This is a genomic window from Shimwellia pseudoproteus, from assembly GCF_016415625.1.
GTDB classification, from domain to species: domain Bacteria; phylum Pseudomonadota; class Gammaproteobacteria; order Enterobacterales; family Enterobacteriaceae; genus Shimwellia; species Shimwellia pseudoproteus.
This window is the reverse complement of the sequence record NZ_WBXP01000042.1, coordinates 1-17,620: the sequence shown is the minus strand read 5'-3', so window position 1 is coordinate 17,620 and position 17,620 is coordinate 1. Positions and strand designations below refer to the sequence as shown.

General features: G+C 57.3%; 16 protein-coding genes and 1 pseudogene. 4 read left to right on the top strand and 13 right to left on the bottom strand.

Translation table 11 applies throughout. The annotated features are described in order from the left end of the window. Positions 1-64: 64 nt before the first annotated feature. Both F9C28_RS15715 and F9C28_RS15710 read left to right on the top strand, forming a co-directional pair. A pseudogene (locus tag F9C28_RS15715) lies at positions 65-773 on the top strand (response regulator transcription factor). Next, a complete protein-coding gene (locus F9C28_RS15710) occupies positions 773-2,245 on the top strand; it encodes a sensor histidine kinase (protein WP_199016289.1) in 1,473 nt (490 codons plus the stop codon). Before F9C28_RS15715 ends, F9C28_RS15710 begins: the two are co-directional and overlap by 1 nt. A gap of 87 nt (positions 2,246-2,332) precedes the next feature. Here the strand turns inward: F9C28_RS15710 and artJ are convergent, their stop codons facing one another. The 6 genes from artJ to F9C28_RS15680 form a co-directional block, all read right to left on the bottom strand. Further along, complete coding sequence (artJ, locus tag F9C28_RS15705) at positions 2,333-3,064, bottom strand: arginine ABC transporter substrate-binding protein ArtJ (protein WP_199016288.1); 732 nt, start codon at positions 3,062-3,064, stop codon at positions 2,333-2,335. A 157-nt stretch (positions 3,065-3,221) separates the two neighbouring features. Further along, positions 3,222-3,890 carry an arginine ABC transporter permease ArtM gene (artM, locus tag F9C28_RS15700; RefSeq protein ID WP_199016287.1) on the bottom strand — a complete coding sequence of 223 codons (669 nt, stop codon included), beginning with the start codon at positions 3,888-3,890 and terminating at the stop codon, positions 3,222-3,224. After that, the gene (gene artQ / locus F9C28_RS15695; protein WP_199016286.1) at positions 3,890-4,606 is read right to left on the bottom strand and encodes an arginine ABC transporter permease ArtQ; all 717 of its coding nucleotides are present in this window, start codon (positions 4,604-4,606) and stop codon (positions 3,890-3,892) included. The genes artM and artQ overlap by 1 nt, the downstream gene beginning before the upstream one ends. Before the next feature lie 7 nt (positions 4,607-4,613). Further along, positions 4,614-5,345: an arginine ABC transporter substrate-binding protein ArtI gene (gene artI, locus F9C28_RS15690; RefSeq protein ID WP_199016285.1), complete on the bottom strand. Its 732-nt coding sequence runs from the start codon at positions 5,343-5,345 to the stop codon at positions 4,614-4,616. A gap of 17 nt (positions 5,346-5,362) precedes the next feature. Beyond that, positions 5,363-6,091: an arginine ABC transporter ATP-binding protein ArtP gene (gene artP, locus F9C28_RS15685; protein WP_199016284.1), complete on the bottom strand. Its 729-nt coding sequence runs from the start codon at positions 6,089-6,091 to the stop codon at positions 5,363-5,365. A 203-nt stretch (positions 6,092-6,294) separates the two neighbouring features. Beyond that, complete coding sequence (locus tag F9C28_RS15680; RefSeq protein WP_199016283.1) at positions 6,295-6,822, bottom strand: lipoprotein; 528 nt, start codon at positions 6,820-6,822, stop codon at positions 6,295-6,297. 128 nt (positions 6,823-6,950) lie between these two features. Here F9C28_RS15680 and F9C28_RS15675 point away from each other — a divergent pair, with 128 nt between their 5' ends. Both F9C28_RS15675 and F9C28_RS15670 read left to right on the top strand, forming a co-directional pair. After that, positions 6,951-7,271, top strand: a complete 321-nt coding sequence (locus tag F9C28_RS15675) for a heavy metal-binding domain-containing protein (RefSeq protein ID WP_199016282.1) — start codon at positions 6,951-6,953, stop codon at positions 7,269-7,271. Beyond that, positions 7,271-8,113: an N-acetylmuramoyl-L-alanine amidase gene (locus F9C28_RS15670; protein ID WP_199016281.1), complete on the top strand. Its 843-nt coding sequence runs from the start codon at positions 7,271-7,273 to the stop codon at positions 8,111-8,113. Before F9C28_RS15675 ends, F9C28_RS15670 begins: the two co-directional genes overlap by 1 nt. A 40-nt stretch (positions 8,114-8,153) precedes the next feature. Here F9C28_RS15670 and F9C28_RS15665 read toward each other — a convergent pair whose 3' ends face one another. From F9C28_RS15665 to F9C28_RS15635, 7 genes are all read right to left on the bottom strand, one after another. Beyond that, entirely contained in the window at positions 8,154-9,164 is a 1,011-nt protein-coding gene (locus F9C28_RS15665) for an NAD-dependent epimerase/dehydratase family protein (protein ID WP_199016280.1), read from the bottom strand. 90 nt (positions 9,165-9,254) lie between these two features. Continuing rightward, positions 9,255-10,706 (bottom strand): DUF2867 domain-containing protein, encoded by a 1,452-nt coding sequence (locus F9C28_RS15660; RefSeq protein WP_199016279.1) that lies wholly within the window; start codon positions 10,704-10,706, stop codon positions 9,255-9,257. Positions 10,707-10,743: 37 nt separating this feature from the next. Continuing rightward, positions 10,744-11,748, bottom strand: coding sequence for a low-specificity L-threonine aldolase (ltaE, locus tag F9C28_RS15655; protein WP_199016278.1), 1,005 nt, complete (start codon positions 11,746-11,748; stop codon positions 10,744-10,746). Positions 11,749-11,832: 84 nt separating this feature from the next. Then, positions 11,833-13,554, bottom strand: a complete 1,722-nt coding sequence (poxB, locus tag F9C28_RS15650; protein WP_199016277.1) for a ubiquinone-dependent pyruvate dehydrogenase — start codon at positions 13,552-13,554, stop codon at positions 11,833-11,835. Positions 13,555-13,813: 259 nt separating this feature from the next. After that, complete coding sequence (gene hcr, locus F9C28_RS15645; protein ID WP_199016276.1) at positions 13,814-14,782, bottom strand: NADH oxidoreductase; 969 nt, start codon at positions 14,780-14,782, stop codon at positions 13,814-13,816. Between the two features lie 5 nt (positions 14,783-14,787). Continuing rightward, a complete protein-coding gene (hcp, locus tag F9C28_RS15640) occupies positions 14,788-16,440 on the bottom strand; it encodes a hydroxylamine reductase (RefSeq protein WP_199016275.1) in 1,653 nt (550 codons plus the stop codon). Between the two features lie 142 nt (positions 16,441-16,582). Continuing rightward, positions 16,583-17,482 carry a lysine exporter LysO family protein gene (locus F9C28_RS15635; protein ID WP_199016274.1) on the bottom strand — a complete coding sequence of 300 codons (900 nt, stop codon included), beginning with the start codon at positions 17,480-17,482 and terminating at the stop codon, positions 16,583-16,585. Positions 17,483-17,620: the final 138 nt, after the last annotated feature.

The window sequence follows — 17,620 nt, the reverse complement described above, 5'->3', positions numbered from 1 at the left end:
TTATAACATTCCCCCCGGAGATTCGGTAATCTGTGCCGGTAACCATTACCGTCAGGGGGGCACAATGGAGACTGACAAAAAAATACTGCTGGTGGAGGATGACCCGGATATCGCGACACTGGTACAGCGTAATCTGCGCGATGAAGGCTACCAGATTGACCACGTTGATGACGGCCTGGTGGCGCTTTCCCGGCTGGAGCGCGAGCCCTGGGATGCGGTGATCCTCGACCTGATGCTCCCCAATACTGACGGGCTGGAAATTTGCCGCCGTATTCGCATGATGGCCCGCTATTTGCCGGTGATTATCATCAGCGCCCGGGCCAGCGAAAGCCAGCGGGTGCTGGGGCTGGAGACCGGGGCCGATGACTACCTGGTAAAACCGTTTTCGGTACTGGAATAACGGGCTGTTTCGCCGCCAGCAGGCCATGAGCCAGAGCCTGAAGCTGGATGCCGGTACCCTGAAAAGCGGCAATCTGACCATTGATCCCCTGAGCCGCGATGTGTTACTCAACCAGCAGCCGCTGGATTTAACCCCCAGAGAATTTGATTTGCTCTATTTCTTTGCCCGGCATCCGGGTGAGGTCTATTCTCGCCTGGCGCTGCTGGAAAATGTCTGGGGGTACCGGCATGAGGGCTATGAACACACGGTAAATACCCACATTAACCGGCTGCGCCTGAAGGTCGAGCGCGATCCCGCAGAGCCGCTTCTGATTCAGACCGTCTGGGGGAAGGGCTATAAATTTGTCAGCAGCGGGCCGGGCGGGGAGGAGTAATGGCCAGACTGAACCTCAGCCAGCGGCTGGCGCTGGTGTTTACCGGTCTGCTGTTGCTGTGTGCGCTGGCGGCCTGCATGGTGCAACTGCACAGCTCCCGGGCCTACGGTAATGCGATGATCCAGCGCTTATCCCTGGACCTGGCGGGCCAGATCACCGCCAGCGAGGCGCTGCTCTCCCCGGCGGGCGCGGTAAATCGCCAGACCCTGAGTTCGCTGTTTGATAGGCTAATGACCCTGAATCCGTCCGTTGAACTGTATCTGCTGGCGCCGGATGGCCGCCTGCTGGCGGATGCGGCACCGGCGGGGCATCTCAAGCGGCAAAAGGTTGCCATTGCGCCTATCCATGCGCTGCTCGGGGGTAAACCGCTGCCTATCTACGGGGATGATCCGCGCAGCCGGGATCGTCAAAAAGTCTTCAGCGCCGCCCCGGTATACCGGGGCAAGCAGCTTACGGCTTACCTGTATATTATTCTCCAGGGTGAGACGCTGAATGCCCTGTCGGAAACTGCCTGGCATAATGCGCTGCGCAATGCCCTGTTATGGTCGTTGTTGCTGGTTGCTGCGCTGGGGGGGGTGGCAGCCGCGCTGGCTTCCTGGTGGGTGACCCGGCCGGTAAAAGCGCTGACCCGGCAGATGAGCGTAATTGACGGCGACAGTATTCATACCATCCGCCTGCTGGCGGCCCAGCCCCTGCGCCCCGGGGAGGATGAAGTCTCCCGGCTGCACAACAGTTTTATGCTACTGGCGCGTAAAATCGTTTCCCAGTGGGATGCGCTGGCGGACAGCGATCGTCAGCGCCGTGAGTTTATTGCCACTATCTCCCATGACCTGCGCACGCCGTTAACGTCACTGCTGGGGTATCTGGAGACGCTGTCGGTGAAGGCCGCCACCCTGACCCCTGAGGAGCGCCAGCAGTATTTTGCCGTAGCGCTACGCCAGGGGAACAACGTGCGTCACCTTTCCCAGCAGTTATTTGAACTGGCCAGGCTGGAGTACGGTGGTATTACGCCCCGGGCTGAGGCCTTTGCCGCCCCGGAGCTGATTCAGGATATCCTGCAAAAATACGATCTTTCCCTTGAGAGCCGCCACCTGGCACTGCAGGTGGATATCCCCCCCAGGCTGCCAGTGGCCTGGGCGGACCTGTCGATGATTGAGCGGGTGCTGACCAACCTGCTGGATAATGCGGTGCGCCATACCCCGGAGGGGGGCGTGATTTCACTGCACTGCTGGCCCCAGGGGGGGCATATTATGGTGGAGATCCAGGACAGCGGCCCGGGGATCCCGGATGCACTGCGTGACGGGCTGTTTCAGCGCCCGTCAATACTGGAAGGGCGTTCTGCCGGGACACCGCGTGGCGGTCTGGGATTGATGATTGTCCGGCGTATGCTGGAGTTACACGGCTGTCATATTGAGCTGGTAGAGCGCGGCGCCGGGGCCTGTTTTCGTTTTTCGGTTCCCTGCCGGGGGTAACCGGTTTTGCCGCTGAAAATAAGGCGTTAAAAAAAACGGCTCACTGACGGTGAGCCGTTTTCGTGGTGTAGCCGGTTAGCGAGGCTGTCAGTTCGGGAACCACTGCTGGCTAATTTTCTGGTAAGTGCCGTTGGCCTTCAGCGCCGCCAGCGCATCATTGAGCTTCTTCAGCAGCGCCTGGTTATCCGGGCGTACCGCAATCCCCAGACCGGTGCCAAAGTATTGTGGATCGGTAACGTGCTCACCCACTGGCCCCAGCTGTGGGTTCGTTTTTAGCCACTCATTCACCACGGCAGTATCGCCGAACACCCCATCCAGACGGCCGTTTTTCAGGTCAATAATCGCGTTCTGGTAGCTGTCATAGGCCACGGTTTTTACTTCCGGGTGTTTATCCTGGAGGTATTTCTGGTGGGTGGTGCCATTTTCCATACCAATACGTTTGCCTTTCAGATCCGCAAAGCTGGCGAATTTACCTTTCTGGGCGATAACGATGGCGGAGTTAGCATAGTAGGGTTGGGTAAATGCCACCTGCTTGCTACGCTCTGGGGTGATATCCATGCCGGAGATCACCGCATCGAATTTACGGAATTTCAGCGCCGGGATCAGGCTATCAAACGCCTGGTTAGTGAAAGTACACTCCGCTTTCATTTGCTGGCACAGGGCTTTTGCCAGGTCGATATCAAAACCGACAATCTGGTTGCTGGCATCCAGCGATTCAAACGGCGGATAGGTTGCAGATGAGCCGAAGCTGATTTTGTCTGCGGCAGTGGCGTTCATCGCAATACCGGCCAGCATGGCAACCAAAAGTAACTTTTTCATTCTCAAACTCCCGTCTGTCAATTCAGTCATCACCGTGTCCCGGCGTTGCAGATCACGATGCCTTAAAATGAATTAATATGCAATATATCGGTATAATTATTTTTTCTATAGCAAAAAAAAGCGGGCCAAAGCCCGCTATTTATTTAGCTAAATCAGGTTAGTTACGGTGTTCAAACACCAGCGCGCGGCGCTCGATAAGACGCATAAGTAACGTCAGCAAGCCGTTAACCACCAGGTAAACCAGACCGGCGGCGCCAAACACCATGACGTCATAGGTGCGGCCATACAGCAACTGACCGTGGCCCATGACTTCCATTAAGGTGATGGTGTAAGCCAGCGAGGTACTTTTGAAGACCAGAACCACTTCGTTGGAGTAGGACGAGAGTGAGCGTTTAAAAGCATAGGGCAGCAGGATAGCCAGGGTGTCTTTTTTGCTCATTCCCAGCGCACTGCATGACTGCCACTGGCCGTCGGGAATGGCGCGGATTGCCCCATAGAACAGCTGGGTAGTATAGGCCGCACTGTTGAGCGACAGGGCGATTAACGCACACAGCCAGGGCTCCGACAGCAAATGCCAGATAACCGGATAGTGCTGCAACGACGGAAACTGGCCCGGCCCGTAGTAAATCAGGAAGATTTGTACCAGCAGTGGGGTTCCGGTGAACAGCGTGATATAGATACGCACCAGCGGGTTCAGAAGCGGCGTTTTCAGGGTCATGATAATGGTAAACGCCAGCGCCAGTACCAGTGCCACGGCAATGGAGGCCGCGGTCAGGGTCAGGCTGGTATGCAGACCTTTCAGGAGCTCAGGTAAATAATCGAGCATCAGTCTGGCCTCCGTTCAAAGCGCGTTGCCCGCTGATCGATACGCTTCAGGATGTACTGGCTTATCAGGGTTATCACCAGATAAATGGCGGCGGCGATAATGTACCAGTTAAACGGCTCCTGGGTACGGGTGGCAATACTTTTGGTCTGCAACATCAGATCATTTACGCTGATAAGCGACACCAGCGCGGTGTCTTTAAGCAGTACCAGCCACTGGTTACCTAACCCCGGCAGGGCGTGGCGCCACATCTGTGGCATCACCAGGCGAAAGAAGATAGCCCCTTTAGACAGCCCCAGGGCCTGGCCGGATTCCCACTGGCCCTCCGGGACGGCTTTAAGGGCGCCGCGCAGGGTTTGTGATGCGTAAGCGGAGTACAGCAATGACAGGGCCAGCACACCACACAGGAACGGGCTGACATCAAAGTTTTCGATGGCCACCTGCACCGGGATCTGCACAACACCCAGATTGAGGGTGAAACCGTCAGACAGCACCAACAGCAGCTGCGATGAGCCAAAATAGATAAACAGCACCACCAGAATCTCCGGCAGGCCGCGTAAAATAGTCACCAGGGCAGAGCCTACCCAGGCAACGGGACGCCATGTGGCAGACTCCCATAGCGCAAAAATCATCGCCAGCGCCAGGCCGATGAGTAATGCACAAACCGCAAGGCCGACGGTCATCCCGGCGGCGCTTGCTAAAGGTAGAATTTCGTTCATTCAGCTGTTACTTCTGGAACCATTTATGGTAGATGGTCTGGTAAGTACCGTCTTTTTTCACTTTTTCCAGGGCGGTATTGAACTGCTGCTGCAGGGCGGTGTTGCCCTGGCGAACGGCGATGCCCAGGCCGTTACCGAAGTAGGCTTTATCGGTCACTTTATCACCGACAGCCGCGAGGTTCGGGTTGGCTTTCAGCCACTCAGTGACCACGGCGGTATCACCGAATACTGCATCAATACGGCCATTTTGCATATCCAGACACGCATTCTGGTAGCTGTCATAAGGTACGGTGGTGATTTCCGGGTGTTTATCGCTGATGTATTTCTGGTGCGTGGTCCCGTTCTGGACGCCGACTTTTTTGCCTTTCAGGGCATCAACGGTGGCGTATTTGCCTTTCTGGCCAATAAACAGCGCCGAGTTATCGTAGTACGGGGTGGTGAACAGGACCTGTTTTTCACGTTCCGGCGTGATGTCCATACCGGCCATGACCGCGTCAACGCGGCGGAATTTCAGGCTGGGGATCAGGCTGTCAAACGCCTGGTTGCTGAACGTGCAGGTGGCGCCCATCTCTTTACACAGGGCGTTGGCCAGATCAACATCGAAGCCAACTATCTTGTTATTGGCGTCAACAGATTCAAACGGAGGGTAGGACGCCTCAGTTGCAAAACGAATGGTCTGTGCCGCAGTGGCGGAAAGGCTCATGCTGGCTAACAGCGCGGCAAGCAATACTTTCTTCATGTTCATCATCCCTCAACTCAATGAGATAAATAAAATTTGAATGCGTCGGTCTTCGGGGATGCAAAGCAGCTGGCGTCGCCTTGCTCCACAATGTGGCCATTTTCCATGTACACCACGCGGCTGGCGGTTTTGCGCGCCACTTCCACCTCGTGGGTGACGATAACCTGCGTGATGCCCGTCTCGGAAAGCTCGCGGATAATACTGACTATCTGGGCCGTAATTTCCGGGTCCAGTGCGGCGGTGGGCTCGTCAAACAGCAGCACCTGGGGCTCCATCATCAGCGCACGGGCAATGGCCACACGCTGCTGCTGGCCACCGGAGAGGTGCAGCGGGTAACGATCCATATAAGGCGTCAGGCGCAAGCGTTCCAGCAGTTTATCTGCCCGTTCCCGGGCCTGATCTTTGCTGAGCCCCAGCACGCGGCAGGGGGCCTCTGTCAGGTTTTGCAGCACGGTGAGGTGTGGCCACAGATTATATTGCTGGAACACCATCCCCACGTTTTGGCGCAGCTCGCGAATAGCGGCGTCACCCGGCGCTTTGACAAAATCAAAGTGGTTGCCCGCAATATTGAGCGTACCGGAACGCGGCATCTCCAGCAGGTTGAGAACGCGTAACAGCGAACTTTTCCCTGCGCCACTGGGCCCGAGCAGCACCAGGGTTTCCCCTTGTGGGCAGTTCAGTGTGATATCAAACAGCGCCTGATGTGCGCCGTAAAAGCAGTTAATGCCGTTTAGTTGAATACTCATGCGAAGCAATTGAATAGCGATTGAGGCTGTGAATAGTACCGTTGACAGAATAGTTATGCAATATTTATGCGTTAAAATTTAAAATCTGCCGCCCTTGTGCCTCAAATCTAGCACATAATGTTGGAGAGGGAACATCCGGGATGAATAAAGTCGGGCATTCACACTGAATACCCGGCTTTTTATAGGGGAAAGGGTAAAATCGCTCAGCGACGTTCGAGTGACTGGCGCAGGTTACCGGCGGGCATTTTGCTGGCGCCCAGGTAGCGAACGTCGTCCACGGTCCAGCACTGGCCTTCACGCACCATCAGCACTTCGTCCTGCCAGTGAGTAGTACCTTTGTCGAGATTTACCCGCAGCGGAATGTTACGGGCATCGGTATTCGGGATAGTAGAGGCGCTGGCAACCTCGGCTTTATCAATGCCGTTGTTGTAGCTGGCGAACAGATCTTTACCGGCCAGGGCCTGATCATCGGCTTGTGCCTGGCTGGCTTTTTCCAGCACCTGCCACAGATCGGTACTCAGATAAGGACGCAGCCCGGTCAGGTTATTCAGGCCAGTACCCGGGTGACCAATACGGTAGTTATAAAACTGTTGAGCAACCTCATCCGGGCCCCCAGTAATACACTGGCTGGTACGTGAACCAATATCTTTGTAAGCCGGTGTGACTGGGGTGGTGCAGGCACTGAGGAGTAATGCGCAAGGGGTAAGCAATGCCAGAACTGAGCGACGCATAGTGATTTCCTTATGAATCTCAAGTGAACTACATTTACGATGACTAGCCTAAATCATAGCGCATCCAGCAAAGATTTGGCGCATTATGTAACTCTAACGCATTGATCGCAAAAGAAAGGAGAATTTATATGCAGTTTTCTACTACCCATACTCTGGAAGGGCAGAGCATCGTGGAATATTGCGGCGTGGTCACCGGCGAAGCCATCCTCGGGGCGAACATTTTTCGCGATTTTTTTGCCGGGGTGCGGGATATCGTGGGCGGCCGTTCTGGCTCCTATGAGAAAGAGCTGCGCAAGGCCCGGGAGATAGCGTTTCGCGAGCTGGAAGAACAGGCCCGGGAGCTGGGCGCCACGGCGGTTATCGGTATTGATATTGACTACGAAACCGTGGGCAAAGATAGCAGCATGCTGATGGTCAGCGTGACGGGTACTGCGGTGAAAACCCGCTAATGAAAGGGATGCGATGGCCACTGGTTTGGGCGGTGGTATTTCTGGCCGGTTGCGCGGGTAAACCGGGGCTGGTTGATCGCGGCAGTTATCGTGTTGATGTCAGCCGCCAGGCCCCCTCGGCCTTTCCCCGCATCAATACTCTGGTTATCCACTACACCGCCGGGGATTTTGACAGCTCGCTGGCCACCCTTACCGGGCCGGATGTCAGCGCCCATTACCTGATCCCGGCCCAGCCGCCGCGGGTGGGGGGGAAACCGGTTATCTGGCAACTGGTGCCGGAAGGGCAGCTCGCCTGGCATGCGGGGGTGAGTTACTGGCGGGGGTATACCCATCTGAACAGCACCTCTGTGGGGATCGAGCTGGAAAACAGCTGCTGGCACCCGGTAGCGGCCGGGCTGGGCACCGGGAAGCGTTTTGCACCGTTTTCCGCCCCGCAGATAGCCGTGCTGAAGACCTTAGCCCGGGAGATTATTGCCCGCTACCATATCCCGCCACAAAATGTGGTTGCCCATGCGGATATCGCCCCCCAGCGTAAAGATGATCCCGGTCCGCTGTTCCCCTGGCAGCAGCTGGCCCGTCAGGGGATTGGCGCCTGGCCTGATCCCCAGCGGGTACAGTTCTATTTACAGGGCAGAGCCCGGAATGCTGCGGTAGATAGTCAGCCACTGCTGGCGCTGTTAGCGCGCTATGGCTATCAACTGGCGCCGGGAATGACCGACGCCCAGCAGCGGCGGGTGATTACCGCCTTCCAGATGCACTTCCGCCCGGCCCGTTATGACGGTGAAGCAGACGCAGAAACCCAGGCAATCGCCGAAGCGCTGCTGGAGAAATACCGCCAGTAAGGGGAGTGACGGGCGCCTGGGGTATCCGGCGCCCGGTGGATCAGCGCAGTGTACCGTGATCCCGCAGCCAGTAAGCGGTGCGGGCGATCCCTTCGTCCAGTGAGACGATTGGCTCGTAGCCCAGTTCGCGCTGGGCCTTGCTGACATCCAGCGTAAAATCAAAATTAAGCTTAGATACCCCGTAATGGGTTAACGACGGCTCTTTATCTTCTTTATTACCAAACCGTTCCATACTGCGGGCAATCATGTCCAGCATCGGGTAGGGCACTGAACGGATCCGGCATTTAATACCCAGTGCCGCGATCAGTTTTTCGACAATGGTCCGCAGGGTGCAGGATTCCATATTGGTAATGTTGTAGGCCTGGCCCGATGGTAGCGCATCGCTCTGGGGAGTGCTGGCCAGCCACATGGCGTGGACGGCATTTTCCAGATAGGTCATGTCCACCATGGCGGAACCACCGTGGGGTAATAAGATACTGCCGTAGCGGCGCATCATCTGCACCAGCCGCGGGAAAAAGACCTTATCGTGCGGGCCAAACAGACTTTGCGGCCGCAGGATAGTAAAACGGGTGTGAGGGTTCGACTGGGCCAGCAGATTAATTACCTCTTCTGACGCGGCCTTACTGCGGGCAAATTCGTTGGCATAGCGGGCCGGGCGAAAGTCCTCGGAGATATTGCGATGATGGTGGTAATCAAAATAGAGTGCTGGTGAGGAGATATGCACAAAGTGGCGCACTCCCCAGGCGACGGCCCATTCACCCAGGCGCCGGGTGGCGCAGACATTGGCCAGATCAAAAGCCTGCTGGGTTCCCCAGGGGGATGTAAAACTGGAACAGTGCCAGAGGGTGTCGACATCTGCCAACATTGCCTTTGCCTGCGATGAGACCAGTTGCGTGAGATCGGCGTGGACAAACTCCGCACCCATTTTTTGTAATAAACGGCCCATCGCCGCGTTACGCCCGGTAGCGCGAACGGAGATCCCACGTTGCCGTAAGTATTCTACCGCATTTCGGCCCAAGCCACTGGTGGCGCCTGTTACCAGTACCTTCATTTCAACCCACTATTGTCTTTAAAATTACGCAGCGCATTCTTCCGTGAATTGCGCCACTATGCAATGGGAATTGCGGAATAAACCCGTTAATCAGAGTGAATTGTGTGATGATTGCTCAGCAATTCGGGTTATTCTGCGGGCCATCCCCTTAAAGATAAATAAATGTGCCGGGATCATTATCAGCCAGTAGAGCAGCCCCGGTGTGCCGTGGGGGTGCCACCAGGCGCGGACATCCAGGGTGCGCACCTCGCCGTTATCCTCCAGGGTAAACGATAACCGGCCAAGACCCGGGGCCTTCATGCCAAATAATAGCGTAAGTTCTCGTAATGGGTCGGCGACAATCACTTTCCAGCTGTCCACCTGATCACCGGCGTGTAAATAAGGATGCGCCGGGCGCCCGCGCGGGAGGCGGTGCCCCACCAGTAAATCCATCCACGCCCGGGTCTTCCACAGCGAATTGGCGAAAAAGTAACCGCGTTCCGGGGTGCCAAGTTGGTTGATAACCTTCCACAGCGCTGCTGCACTGGCGGTGGTAGTGATGGTGTAACCCGCCTGTTTGGGGTAATAGCCGTATTCCGGGCGCCAGCGGGCATGGGCCAGCGCGTCATACCCCCAGTCCTGGGAGTGGGACAACTGGCGCTCGCTGTCGAGGGTTTGGCGGACCGCGTCGTCAAAACCTGTCAGCGGCTGCGGGATCAGCGCGCGCAGGCTGGTGTCATCGGGGATCAGGTCATGCCTCAGCCCCTGGATCAGCGCCCGGGCAATCACCGGTGGCACCGAGGTGATGATATTCAGGAAATAAACCGAAATCAGGCTGGTGGGTAACGGGATGGGAATTAATGGCCGGTGGCGGCCGCTGATATCCATAAAACGTTCAAACTGCTGCTGATAACTGAGCACTTCCGGGCCTGCCGCCTCAAAAATACGCTGCTGGTCACTGGGGTGATCCAGCATACGCACCAGATATTCCAGTAAGTTTTCCAGCGCGATGGGGCTGGTCCGCGAGCGAACCCAGCGCGGCGGGGTCAGCACCGGCAGGTTATAGACCATGTCGCGCATTACCTCGAAGGCGGCGGAACCGGCCCCAACAATGATACCGGCGCGTATTTCGGTCACCGGGATATCCGCATCGCGCAGAATATCCCCGGTCAACTGGCGGGCCTGTAAATGCGCCGAGTGGGCATCACCTTTGCGGCTCTGGAGCGAGCTCAGGTAAATAATCTGTTTTACCGGGTAGCGCAACAGCGCGCTGCGCAGATGGGCGGCGGCCTGTTGCTCCCGCTCTACCAGGCGTGAACCGTCGCCCATGCTGTGGATCAGATAATAAAGGGTGTCTACTTCCTCCAGCACCGGGGGGATGCTTTCGGGCTGATGGAGATCGACATAGCGGCAGGTTACCCCCGGCCAGGGCTGTTTCTCCAGCCAGGCGACCCGGCGGGCCGCCGCGGTAACCTGATGCCCGGCGGCATTTAGCCGGGCCACCAGATGTTGGCCAATATAGCCACTGGCACCCAGTACCAGTATTTTTTGTACCTTGCTCATCCCTGATCCTCCCGGTTTGCCGTTGCCGGCGATAGCGTTACGCCTGGGACATAAAGCGCTGCCAGTGGTGTACCACGGTTTCCAGCTGCTGGCGGCTAACATCCAGATGGGTGACCAGACGGGTCACCGGCGCTGCATTGATCAGAATATCCTGGTTTTTCAGCCACGCCTGTAAGGCGTCGACCCGCAGGCTGTCCACCCGGACAAACAGCATATTGGTATCCTGGCGTCTGACATCGGCACCGCTATTGCGCAGCGCCTGGGCCAGCCAGGCAGCATTGTCGTGATCCTGTTTCAGGCGGGTGACCTGGTGTTGCAGGGCATAGAGCCCGGCCGCAGCCAGAATACCCGCCTGGCGCATCCCGCCGCCGGTCATCTTGCGCCAGCGCAGGGCGCGCTGAATATAGTCGTGGCTCCCCACCAGCAGGGAGCCTACCGGGGCTCCGAGCCCTTTGGACAAGCAGATAGTAAAACTGTCGCAATAGCGGGCCACCGCCGCCAGGGGCTGGTTATACTCAACAACGGCGTTAAAAATACGCGCCCCGTCGATATGCAACCCCAGGCCGTGCTGGCGGGTGAACTGCCAGGCGTCTTGTAAATATTCCAGCGGCAGCACTTTGCCGTTGTGGGTGTTTTCCAGGCTCAGTAGCCGGGTGCGGGCGAAGTGGATATCGTCAGGTTTAATTTTTGCGGCCACCGCCTCGAGGGGCAGGGTGCCGTCTGCTGCCGCCTCGATGGGCTGGGGCTGAATACTGCCCAGCACCGCCGCGCCGCCGGCTTCATACAGGTAATTGTGGGCCCCCTGGCCGACAATATACTCCTCACCGCGCTGGCAGTGGCTCAGCAGGGCGACCAAATTGGCCTGGGTACCGCTGGGGAGAAAGAGCGCGGCTTCTTTGCCACTGATTTGTGCGGCATACGCCTGTAATGCGTTGACGGTGGGATCGTCCCCGTAGACATCATCCCCGGTAGGGGCGGCCATCATCTGTTCCAGCATGGCAACACCTGGGCGAGTTACGGTATCACTGCGTAAATCGATCACGGCATCAGGCTCCTGAATGGGAATAAACACGCCTGCGGGTTGCGGTGGTGACGCAGGCAGGCGTGTTACGGTGAGGTTATATTTTTAACGGAACCAGTTGGTTTTTGCCAGTTCAATCACCTCATCACCGCGGCCACTGATAATGGCGCGCAACATATACAGGCTGAAGCCCTTAGCTTGTTCCAGCTTGATTTGTGGCGGGATGGCCAGCTCCTCTTTGGCGACCACCACATCCACCAGGGCCGGGCCATCGTGCTCAAAGGCGGCCTGGAGGGCGGCGTCGAGATCTGCCGCCCGTTCAACCCGAATTCCTTTAATCCCGCAGGCTTCGGCAATACCGGCGAAGTTTGTGTCCTGGAGTTCAGTGCCGTCCGTCAGGTAACCGCCGGCTTTCATCTCCATGGCTACAAAGCCCAGCACGCTGTTGTTGAACACCACCACTTTCACCGGCAGGTGCAACTGGGCGAGGGATAAAAAATCCCCCATAAGCATACTGAAGCCGCCGTCACCACACAGGGCGATAACCTGGCGATCCGGGCAGGTGGCTTTGGCCCCCAGGGCCTGGGGCATGGCATTGGCCATCGAACCGTGGTTAAACGATCCCAGCAGGCGGCGTTTGCCGTTCATTGCCAGATAACGGGCCGCCCAGACCGTGGGGGTGCCCACGTCACAGGTAAAAATCGCGTTATCGCTGGCCAGTTGGCTGATCTGGCGCGCCAGGTACTGCGGGTGAATATGGCCGTCGCCGGTGTCTTTGGCGAGGTCATCCAGCCCCTGGCGAGATTTACGGTAATCCGCGCGGGCTTTATCGAGGAAGTGACAGTCGGTTTTCTCTTCCAGCAGGGGCAGCAGGGCCTGAAGGGTGGCTTTAATATCCCCCATCAGGGCGATATCCACTTTGCAGTGGGCGCCGATACTGGCGGGGTTGATATCGATCTGGATTATTTTCGCGTCGGTAGGGTAGAACGCCCGGTACGGGAACTGGGTTCCCAGCAGGATCAGGGTATCGGCATTCATCATGGTGTGAAAACCGGATGAGAAACCGATAAGCCCGGTCATGCCCACGTCGTAGGGGTTGTCGTACTCGACGTACTCTTTACCGCGCAGGGCGTGGACAATGGGGGCCTTGAGGGTGGCGGCAACATTGACCAACTCATCGTGGGCGCCAGCACAGCCGCTGCCGCACAGCAAGGCGATATTACTGGCGTAGCGTAGTACCTGGGCCAGCTTCTCCAGTTCTGCGTGCGGGGGGACGGCGACCGCTGGCGGTGCCGGGTACCAGTGGCTGCTGGCGCCTTCCGGCGCGGGTTTTAGCGCCACATCCCCGGGCAGGACGATAACCGCAACCCCCCGATCGAGGATCGCGCTGCGCATCGCCCGGGCCATCACCTGGGGGATCTGCTCCGGGGTGGAGACCAGTTCGCAATAGTGGCTGCACTCGCGAAACAGCTCCTGGGGGTGGGTTTCCTGGAAATAGCCGCTGCCAATTTCGCTGGAGGGAATATGGGCGGCAATCGCCAGCACCGGGACCCGGTTGCGGTGGCAGTCGAACAGCCCGTTAATCAGGTGCAGGTTACCGGGCCCGCAGGAGCCTGCGCATACCGCCAGCTCACCGGACAGATGGGCCTCTGCCCCTGCGGCAAAGGCGGCAACCTCTTCATGGCGGGTCGGCATCCATGTAATGGTCCCCATACGATTCAGGCTGTCGCTTAACCCATTCAGCGAGTCGCCGGTGACCCCCCAAATACGTTTAACGCCAGCCTGTTCGAGTGTTTTAGCAATATAGGAAGCTACCGTTTGTTTCATCACGTCTCCTTGTTTTTGCTTGCTGTTTTAAGCGCGGTACTGAATCACCCGCTGTACACAAGTGTAGACCCTCTGGCCACCCACGGTGACGAGGGCCCGCGCCATAACACCGGTTATAGCGGACAATAATTTGGCCACTTTGACGATTTATAGCGCAGGGTGGACCGGGCGTAATAACATGGCAGGGAGGAAGGCGGTAGCGTGTTGATTACCCAATAAAAATGGCCCCGAACGGGGCCACAGAAAAGGCAAGAAAGGATCAGGCCAGTACCAGGTCACTGGTGGGGTGGCAAGAGCAGGCCAGAACGTAGCCGTCGGCAATCTCCTGTTCACTCAGGGTCATGGTGCTGGTGGTGGTGTATTCACCCGATACCACTTTGGTTTTACAGCAGCCACACACCCCGGCCCGGCAGGCCGCGGTGACCGGCACCTTATTGCTTTCCATTGCGTCCAGCAGGGTGGTACCTACCGGGGCGTGGAAGGTCTGGGCCGGTTGCAGCCGGGTAAAGGTCAGGCTTTTACCACTGGCGGCGGCTTTAGGCACAAAGAACTGTTCGCGGTAGAACCGGGTCACGCCCAGCTGGCGTACAGTGTTCTCCACAAAGTCCATATAGGGCGCCGGGCCACAGGTCATCACCGTGTAGTCGGCAATATCTGCAATGGCGGCCAGCATGTCGCGGGTCAGGCGGCCGGGAATGAAACCCTGAACCTGGCCTTGCTCGGCAATCAGCGTGACCGGGTAGTGCCGCCACTCGTCGGCAAAGATAACATCGTTCGGCGAGCGTACGCTGAACAGCACCTGTACATCGGCGTCGGGGCGGTGTTTTGCCAGCCAGCGGCGCATTGACATAATCGGCGTGACACCGCTACCGGCGGCCAGCAGCAGGTATTTATCCGCTGGGTGATCCACACAGGTAAAGTCACCGGCGGCGGCAGACAGCCAGATATAGTCACCGCGCTTCACGTCGTGGGTCAGCCACTGGGACCCGGCACCGTCATCGATCCGGCGAACGGTCAGGGTAATGTATTCACTTTCTCCCGGGGTGGAGGAAAGGGTATACGCCCGCAGGGTGTCGCTGCTGTTGCGTATGCTAACCAGCGCATGTTGCCCCGGTTTATAGGGGTAAAAATCATGGCAAATCAGCGATAACGTCCAGACATCGGGCGTCTCCTGGCTGATATGATGCACTTGCATCCGGTACGGGCAGAGTTCGGTTGGCATGGTCATGGTAATTATGCCCCCAGCAGCTGCTGCATATCCTGCTCTACCGTGGTTATCGGGCGCAGGCCGAATTTTTCATTCAGTACTGCTAACAGGTTCGGTGTCAGGAAGCCCGGAACGGTTGGCCCGGTGACGATATTTTTCACGCCCAGTGAGAGCAGGGTCAGCAGGATGACAATCGCTTTTTGTTCAAACCAGGAGAGCACCAGGCTGAGCGGCAGATCGTTAACCCCACAGCCCAGTTTTTCGGCCAGGGTAACCGCCAGAATAATCGCCGAATAGGCATCGTTACACTGCCCGGCATCCACCAGACGCGGCAGCCCTTCGATATCGCCAAAGTCCAGCTTGTTGAAACGGTATTTACCGCAGGCCAGGGTCAGGATCAGGCAGTCTTCCGGTACGCTGGTCGCAAAATCAGTGAAGTAATTGCGTTCGCCACGGGCGCCGTCGCAGCCGCCGACCAGGAAGATGTGGCGCAGTTTTTCACGGCTGACCAGATCAATCAGGGTATCTGCGGCACCCAGCAAGGTCTGGCGACCAAAGCCGACGGTGATCAGGTGTTCAATTTCGCTGTACGGGAAGCCCGCCATTTGCTGTGCCTGGGTGATAACCGCAGTGAAGTCATCACCTTCCAGATGGTTAACGCCCGGCCAGCCGACGATGCTACGGGTCCAGATGCGATCGTCGTAGCTGCCGACGGTCGGATCGATAATGCAGTTGGAGGTCATTACGATAGGGCCAGGGAAGCGGGCAAACTCGGTTTGCTGATTCTGCCAGCCGCTGCCGTAGTTACCGGCCAGATGTTTGAATTTGCGCAGTTCCGGGTAACCGTGGGCCGGCAGCATTTCACCGTGGGTGTAGACGTTTACGCCGGTGCCTTCGGTCTGTTCCAGCAGGTTATAGAGATCGCGCAAGTCATGGCCGGAGATCAAAATCGCTTTCCCGGCTACCGGTTTCACATTGACCTGGGTTGGGGTCGGGTGGCCGTATTTGCTGGTTTCGCCGCTGTCGAGGATACGCATCACGCTGAAGTTCATCTGGCCAATGGCCATGGAACATTCCAGCAGCGCATTCATGTCTGAGGGCCAGGTGCCCAGCCAGGCCATGATGCGGTGGTATTCAGCATAAATATCGTTGTCGTACTGGCCCAGTACGTGGGCGTGTTCCATATAGGCCGCCGCCCCTTTCATGCCGTACAGGCAGAGCAAGCGCAGGCCAAGAATGTCCTCACCGATGGTGGCTTTGTCGCGGTTCGGGGTAAACAATTCAGCCTGGCGCTGCAGGTCGCCCAGGTCATTGCTGGCCAGCTGCAGGTCCGCCATCGGATGGTCAACACGGGCAGTGGCGTCGGCTTTCAGGCTCAGGGCTTTCAGCGCTTCACGCATGGCGATGGCGTCGCGGGCATAGCCCACAATACGCGGAGAGTCGAAGTTGACGTTGGTCAGGGTGGCGAAGAAGGCACGCGGGGCAAAGCTGTCAACCGCATGGTCAATAATCCCCAGCTCGCGTGCTTTACAAGCCCAGGCTGAGAGCCCCTGCAACGCCGCGATTAACAGATCCTGAAGGTCGGAGGTTTGAGCCGTTTTCCCACAGACGCCCTGAGCATACGCGCAGCCATTGCCTGCCGGAGTGCGGATAGTTTGTTCACATTGCACGCAAAACATGGATGATACCTTAAAGTTATATTTAATATGCATGTTTAAGGTTATGCCTGTCAGGGGGCGGAACAAAGTGCTTTTTGGAAAAATTGCGAGTCGATTGATATAGCGCAAATTTGGCGGTACCGGGGGTACCGCCAAAGGGGTATCAGGCCGCGAAGAGCGCCATCAGAATCGGGACTAGAAGCGTCAGCAGAAAGCCGTGAACAATGGCGGCGGGCACAATATCAACCCCGCCGCTGCGTTGCAGTACCGGCAGGGTAAAATCCATGGAGGTAGCGCCGCACAGCCCGAGAGCGCTGGAGCGGTTACGGCGGATCAGGGTCGGAATCAGCATAATGGACAACAGTTCCCGGGCCAGATCGTTAAAGAAGGTGGCGCTACCGATAACCGGGCCGTAGGACTCGGTCATTAAGATGCCGGACAGCGAGTACCAGCCGAACCCGGAGGCCATCCCCAGCCCGGCTTTGAGCGGTAAGCCGAGAATAAACGCATTAATCACCCCGGCAACCAGCGAGCTGGCTACCACCACTACGCCGACCATCATCCCCCGGCGATTGAGCACGAGCTGGCTCAGCGACATGCCGCTATTGCGCAGCTGAATCCCCACCAGGAACAGCAGCAGCACCAGGGTATATTCGCTGGCCTCGGTGGCGTAATGCAGCACCTGCCAGCCGCTCAGCCCAATCACAAAACCCAGCAACACCACCCCGGCCAGTTGCAGGGATTCAAACACCATCGCCATTCGCGACGGTAATTTTTGCTGCTGTAACGCATGGCGCCAGGGAAAGCGTTTTTCCAGCAGGTGCAGGGCCAGCAGATTGCAGCCGAGGATAATCACAATGCTGACGGCGGAATAATGCAGTATTGATAATAAATTCGCCGACAGATTATCCAGGAAGGCGAGGCTGATCCCCATAAAAAATAATATGACGTACACGATCCAGCTCAGCAGGCGACTGATGAGCTGCAAAATAGATTTTTGTTTAAGCGGAATTAAATAGCCGATAATCAGTGGCAATAAGATAAGTATAAGGCCGGAAAACATGCTGCACAGTCCTTGCAATAAATAAAGGCAACCGCAGACACTAGGGAAGGTGCGAACAAGTTCCTGATATGAGATCATCATATTCATCCGGAGCGCATCCCAGAGGGACATCATGAGCCATCAACTCACCTTCGCCGA

Bases quoted from the DNA above. Each gene is read 5' to 3' on its own strand.
- F9C28_RS15710 (WP_199016289.1), top strand. From the start codon at position 773: ATGGCCAGACTGAACCTCAGCCAGCGGCTGGCGCTGGTGTTTACCGGT.
- artJ (WP_199016288.1), bottom strand. From the start codon at position 3,064: ATGAAAAAGTTACTTTTGGTTGCCATGCTGGCCGGTATTGCGATGAAC.
- artM (WP_199016287.1), bottom strand. From the start codon at position 3,890: ATGCTCGATTATTTACCTGAGCTCCTGAAAGGTCTGCATACCAGCCTG.
- artQ (WP_199016286.1), bottom strand. From the start codon at position 4,606: ATGAACGAAATTCTACCTTTAGCAAGCGCCGCCGGGATGACCGTCGGC.
- artI (WP_199016285.1), bottom strand. From the start codon at position 5,345: ATGAAGAAAGTATTGCTTGCCGCGCTGTTAGCCAGCATGAGCCTTTCC.
- artP (WP_199016284.1), bottom strand. From the start codon at position 6,091: ATGAGTATTCAACTAAACGGCATTAACTGCTTTTACGGCGCACATCAG.
- F9C28_RS15680 (WP_199016283.1), bottom strand. From the start codon at position 6,822: ATGCGTCGCTCAGTTCTGGCATTGCTTACCCCTTGCGCATTACTCCTC.
- F9C28_RS15675 (WP_199016282.1), top strand. From the start codon at position 6,951: ATGCAGTTTTCTACTACCCATACTCTGGAAGGGCAGAGCATCGTGGAA.
- F9C28_RS15670 (WP_199016281.1), top strand. From the start codon at position 7,271: ATGAAAGGGATGCGATGGCCACTGGTTTGGGCGGTGGTATTTCTGGCC.
- F9C28_RS15665 (WP_199016280.1), bottom strand. From the start codon at position 9,164: ATGAAGGTACTGGTAACAGGCGCCACCAGTGGCTTGGGCCGAAATGCG.
- F9C28_RS15660 (WP_199016279.1), bottom strand. From the start codon at position 10,706: ATGAGCAAGGTACAAAAAATACTGGTACTGGGTGCCAGTGGCTATATT.
- poxB (WP_199016277.1), bottom strand. From the start codon at position 13,554: ATGAAACAAACGGTAGCTTCCTATATTGCTAAAACACTCGAACAGGCT.
- hcr (WP_199016276.1), bottom strand. From the start codon at position 14,782: ATGACCATGCCAACCGAACTCTGCCCGTACCGGATGCAAGTGCATCAT.
- hcp (WP_199016275.1), bottom strand. From the start codon at position 16,440: ATGTTTTGCGTGCAATGTGAACAAACTATCCGCACTCCGGCAGGCAAT.
- F9C28_RS15635 (WP_199016274.1), bottom strand. From the start codon at position 17,482: ATGTTTTCCGGCCTTATACTTATCTTATTGCCACTGATTATCGGCTAT.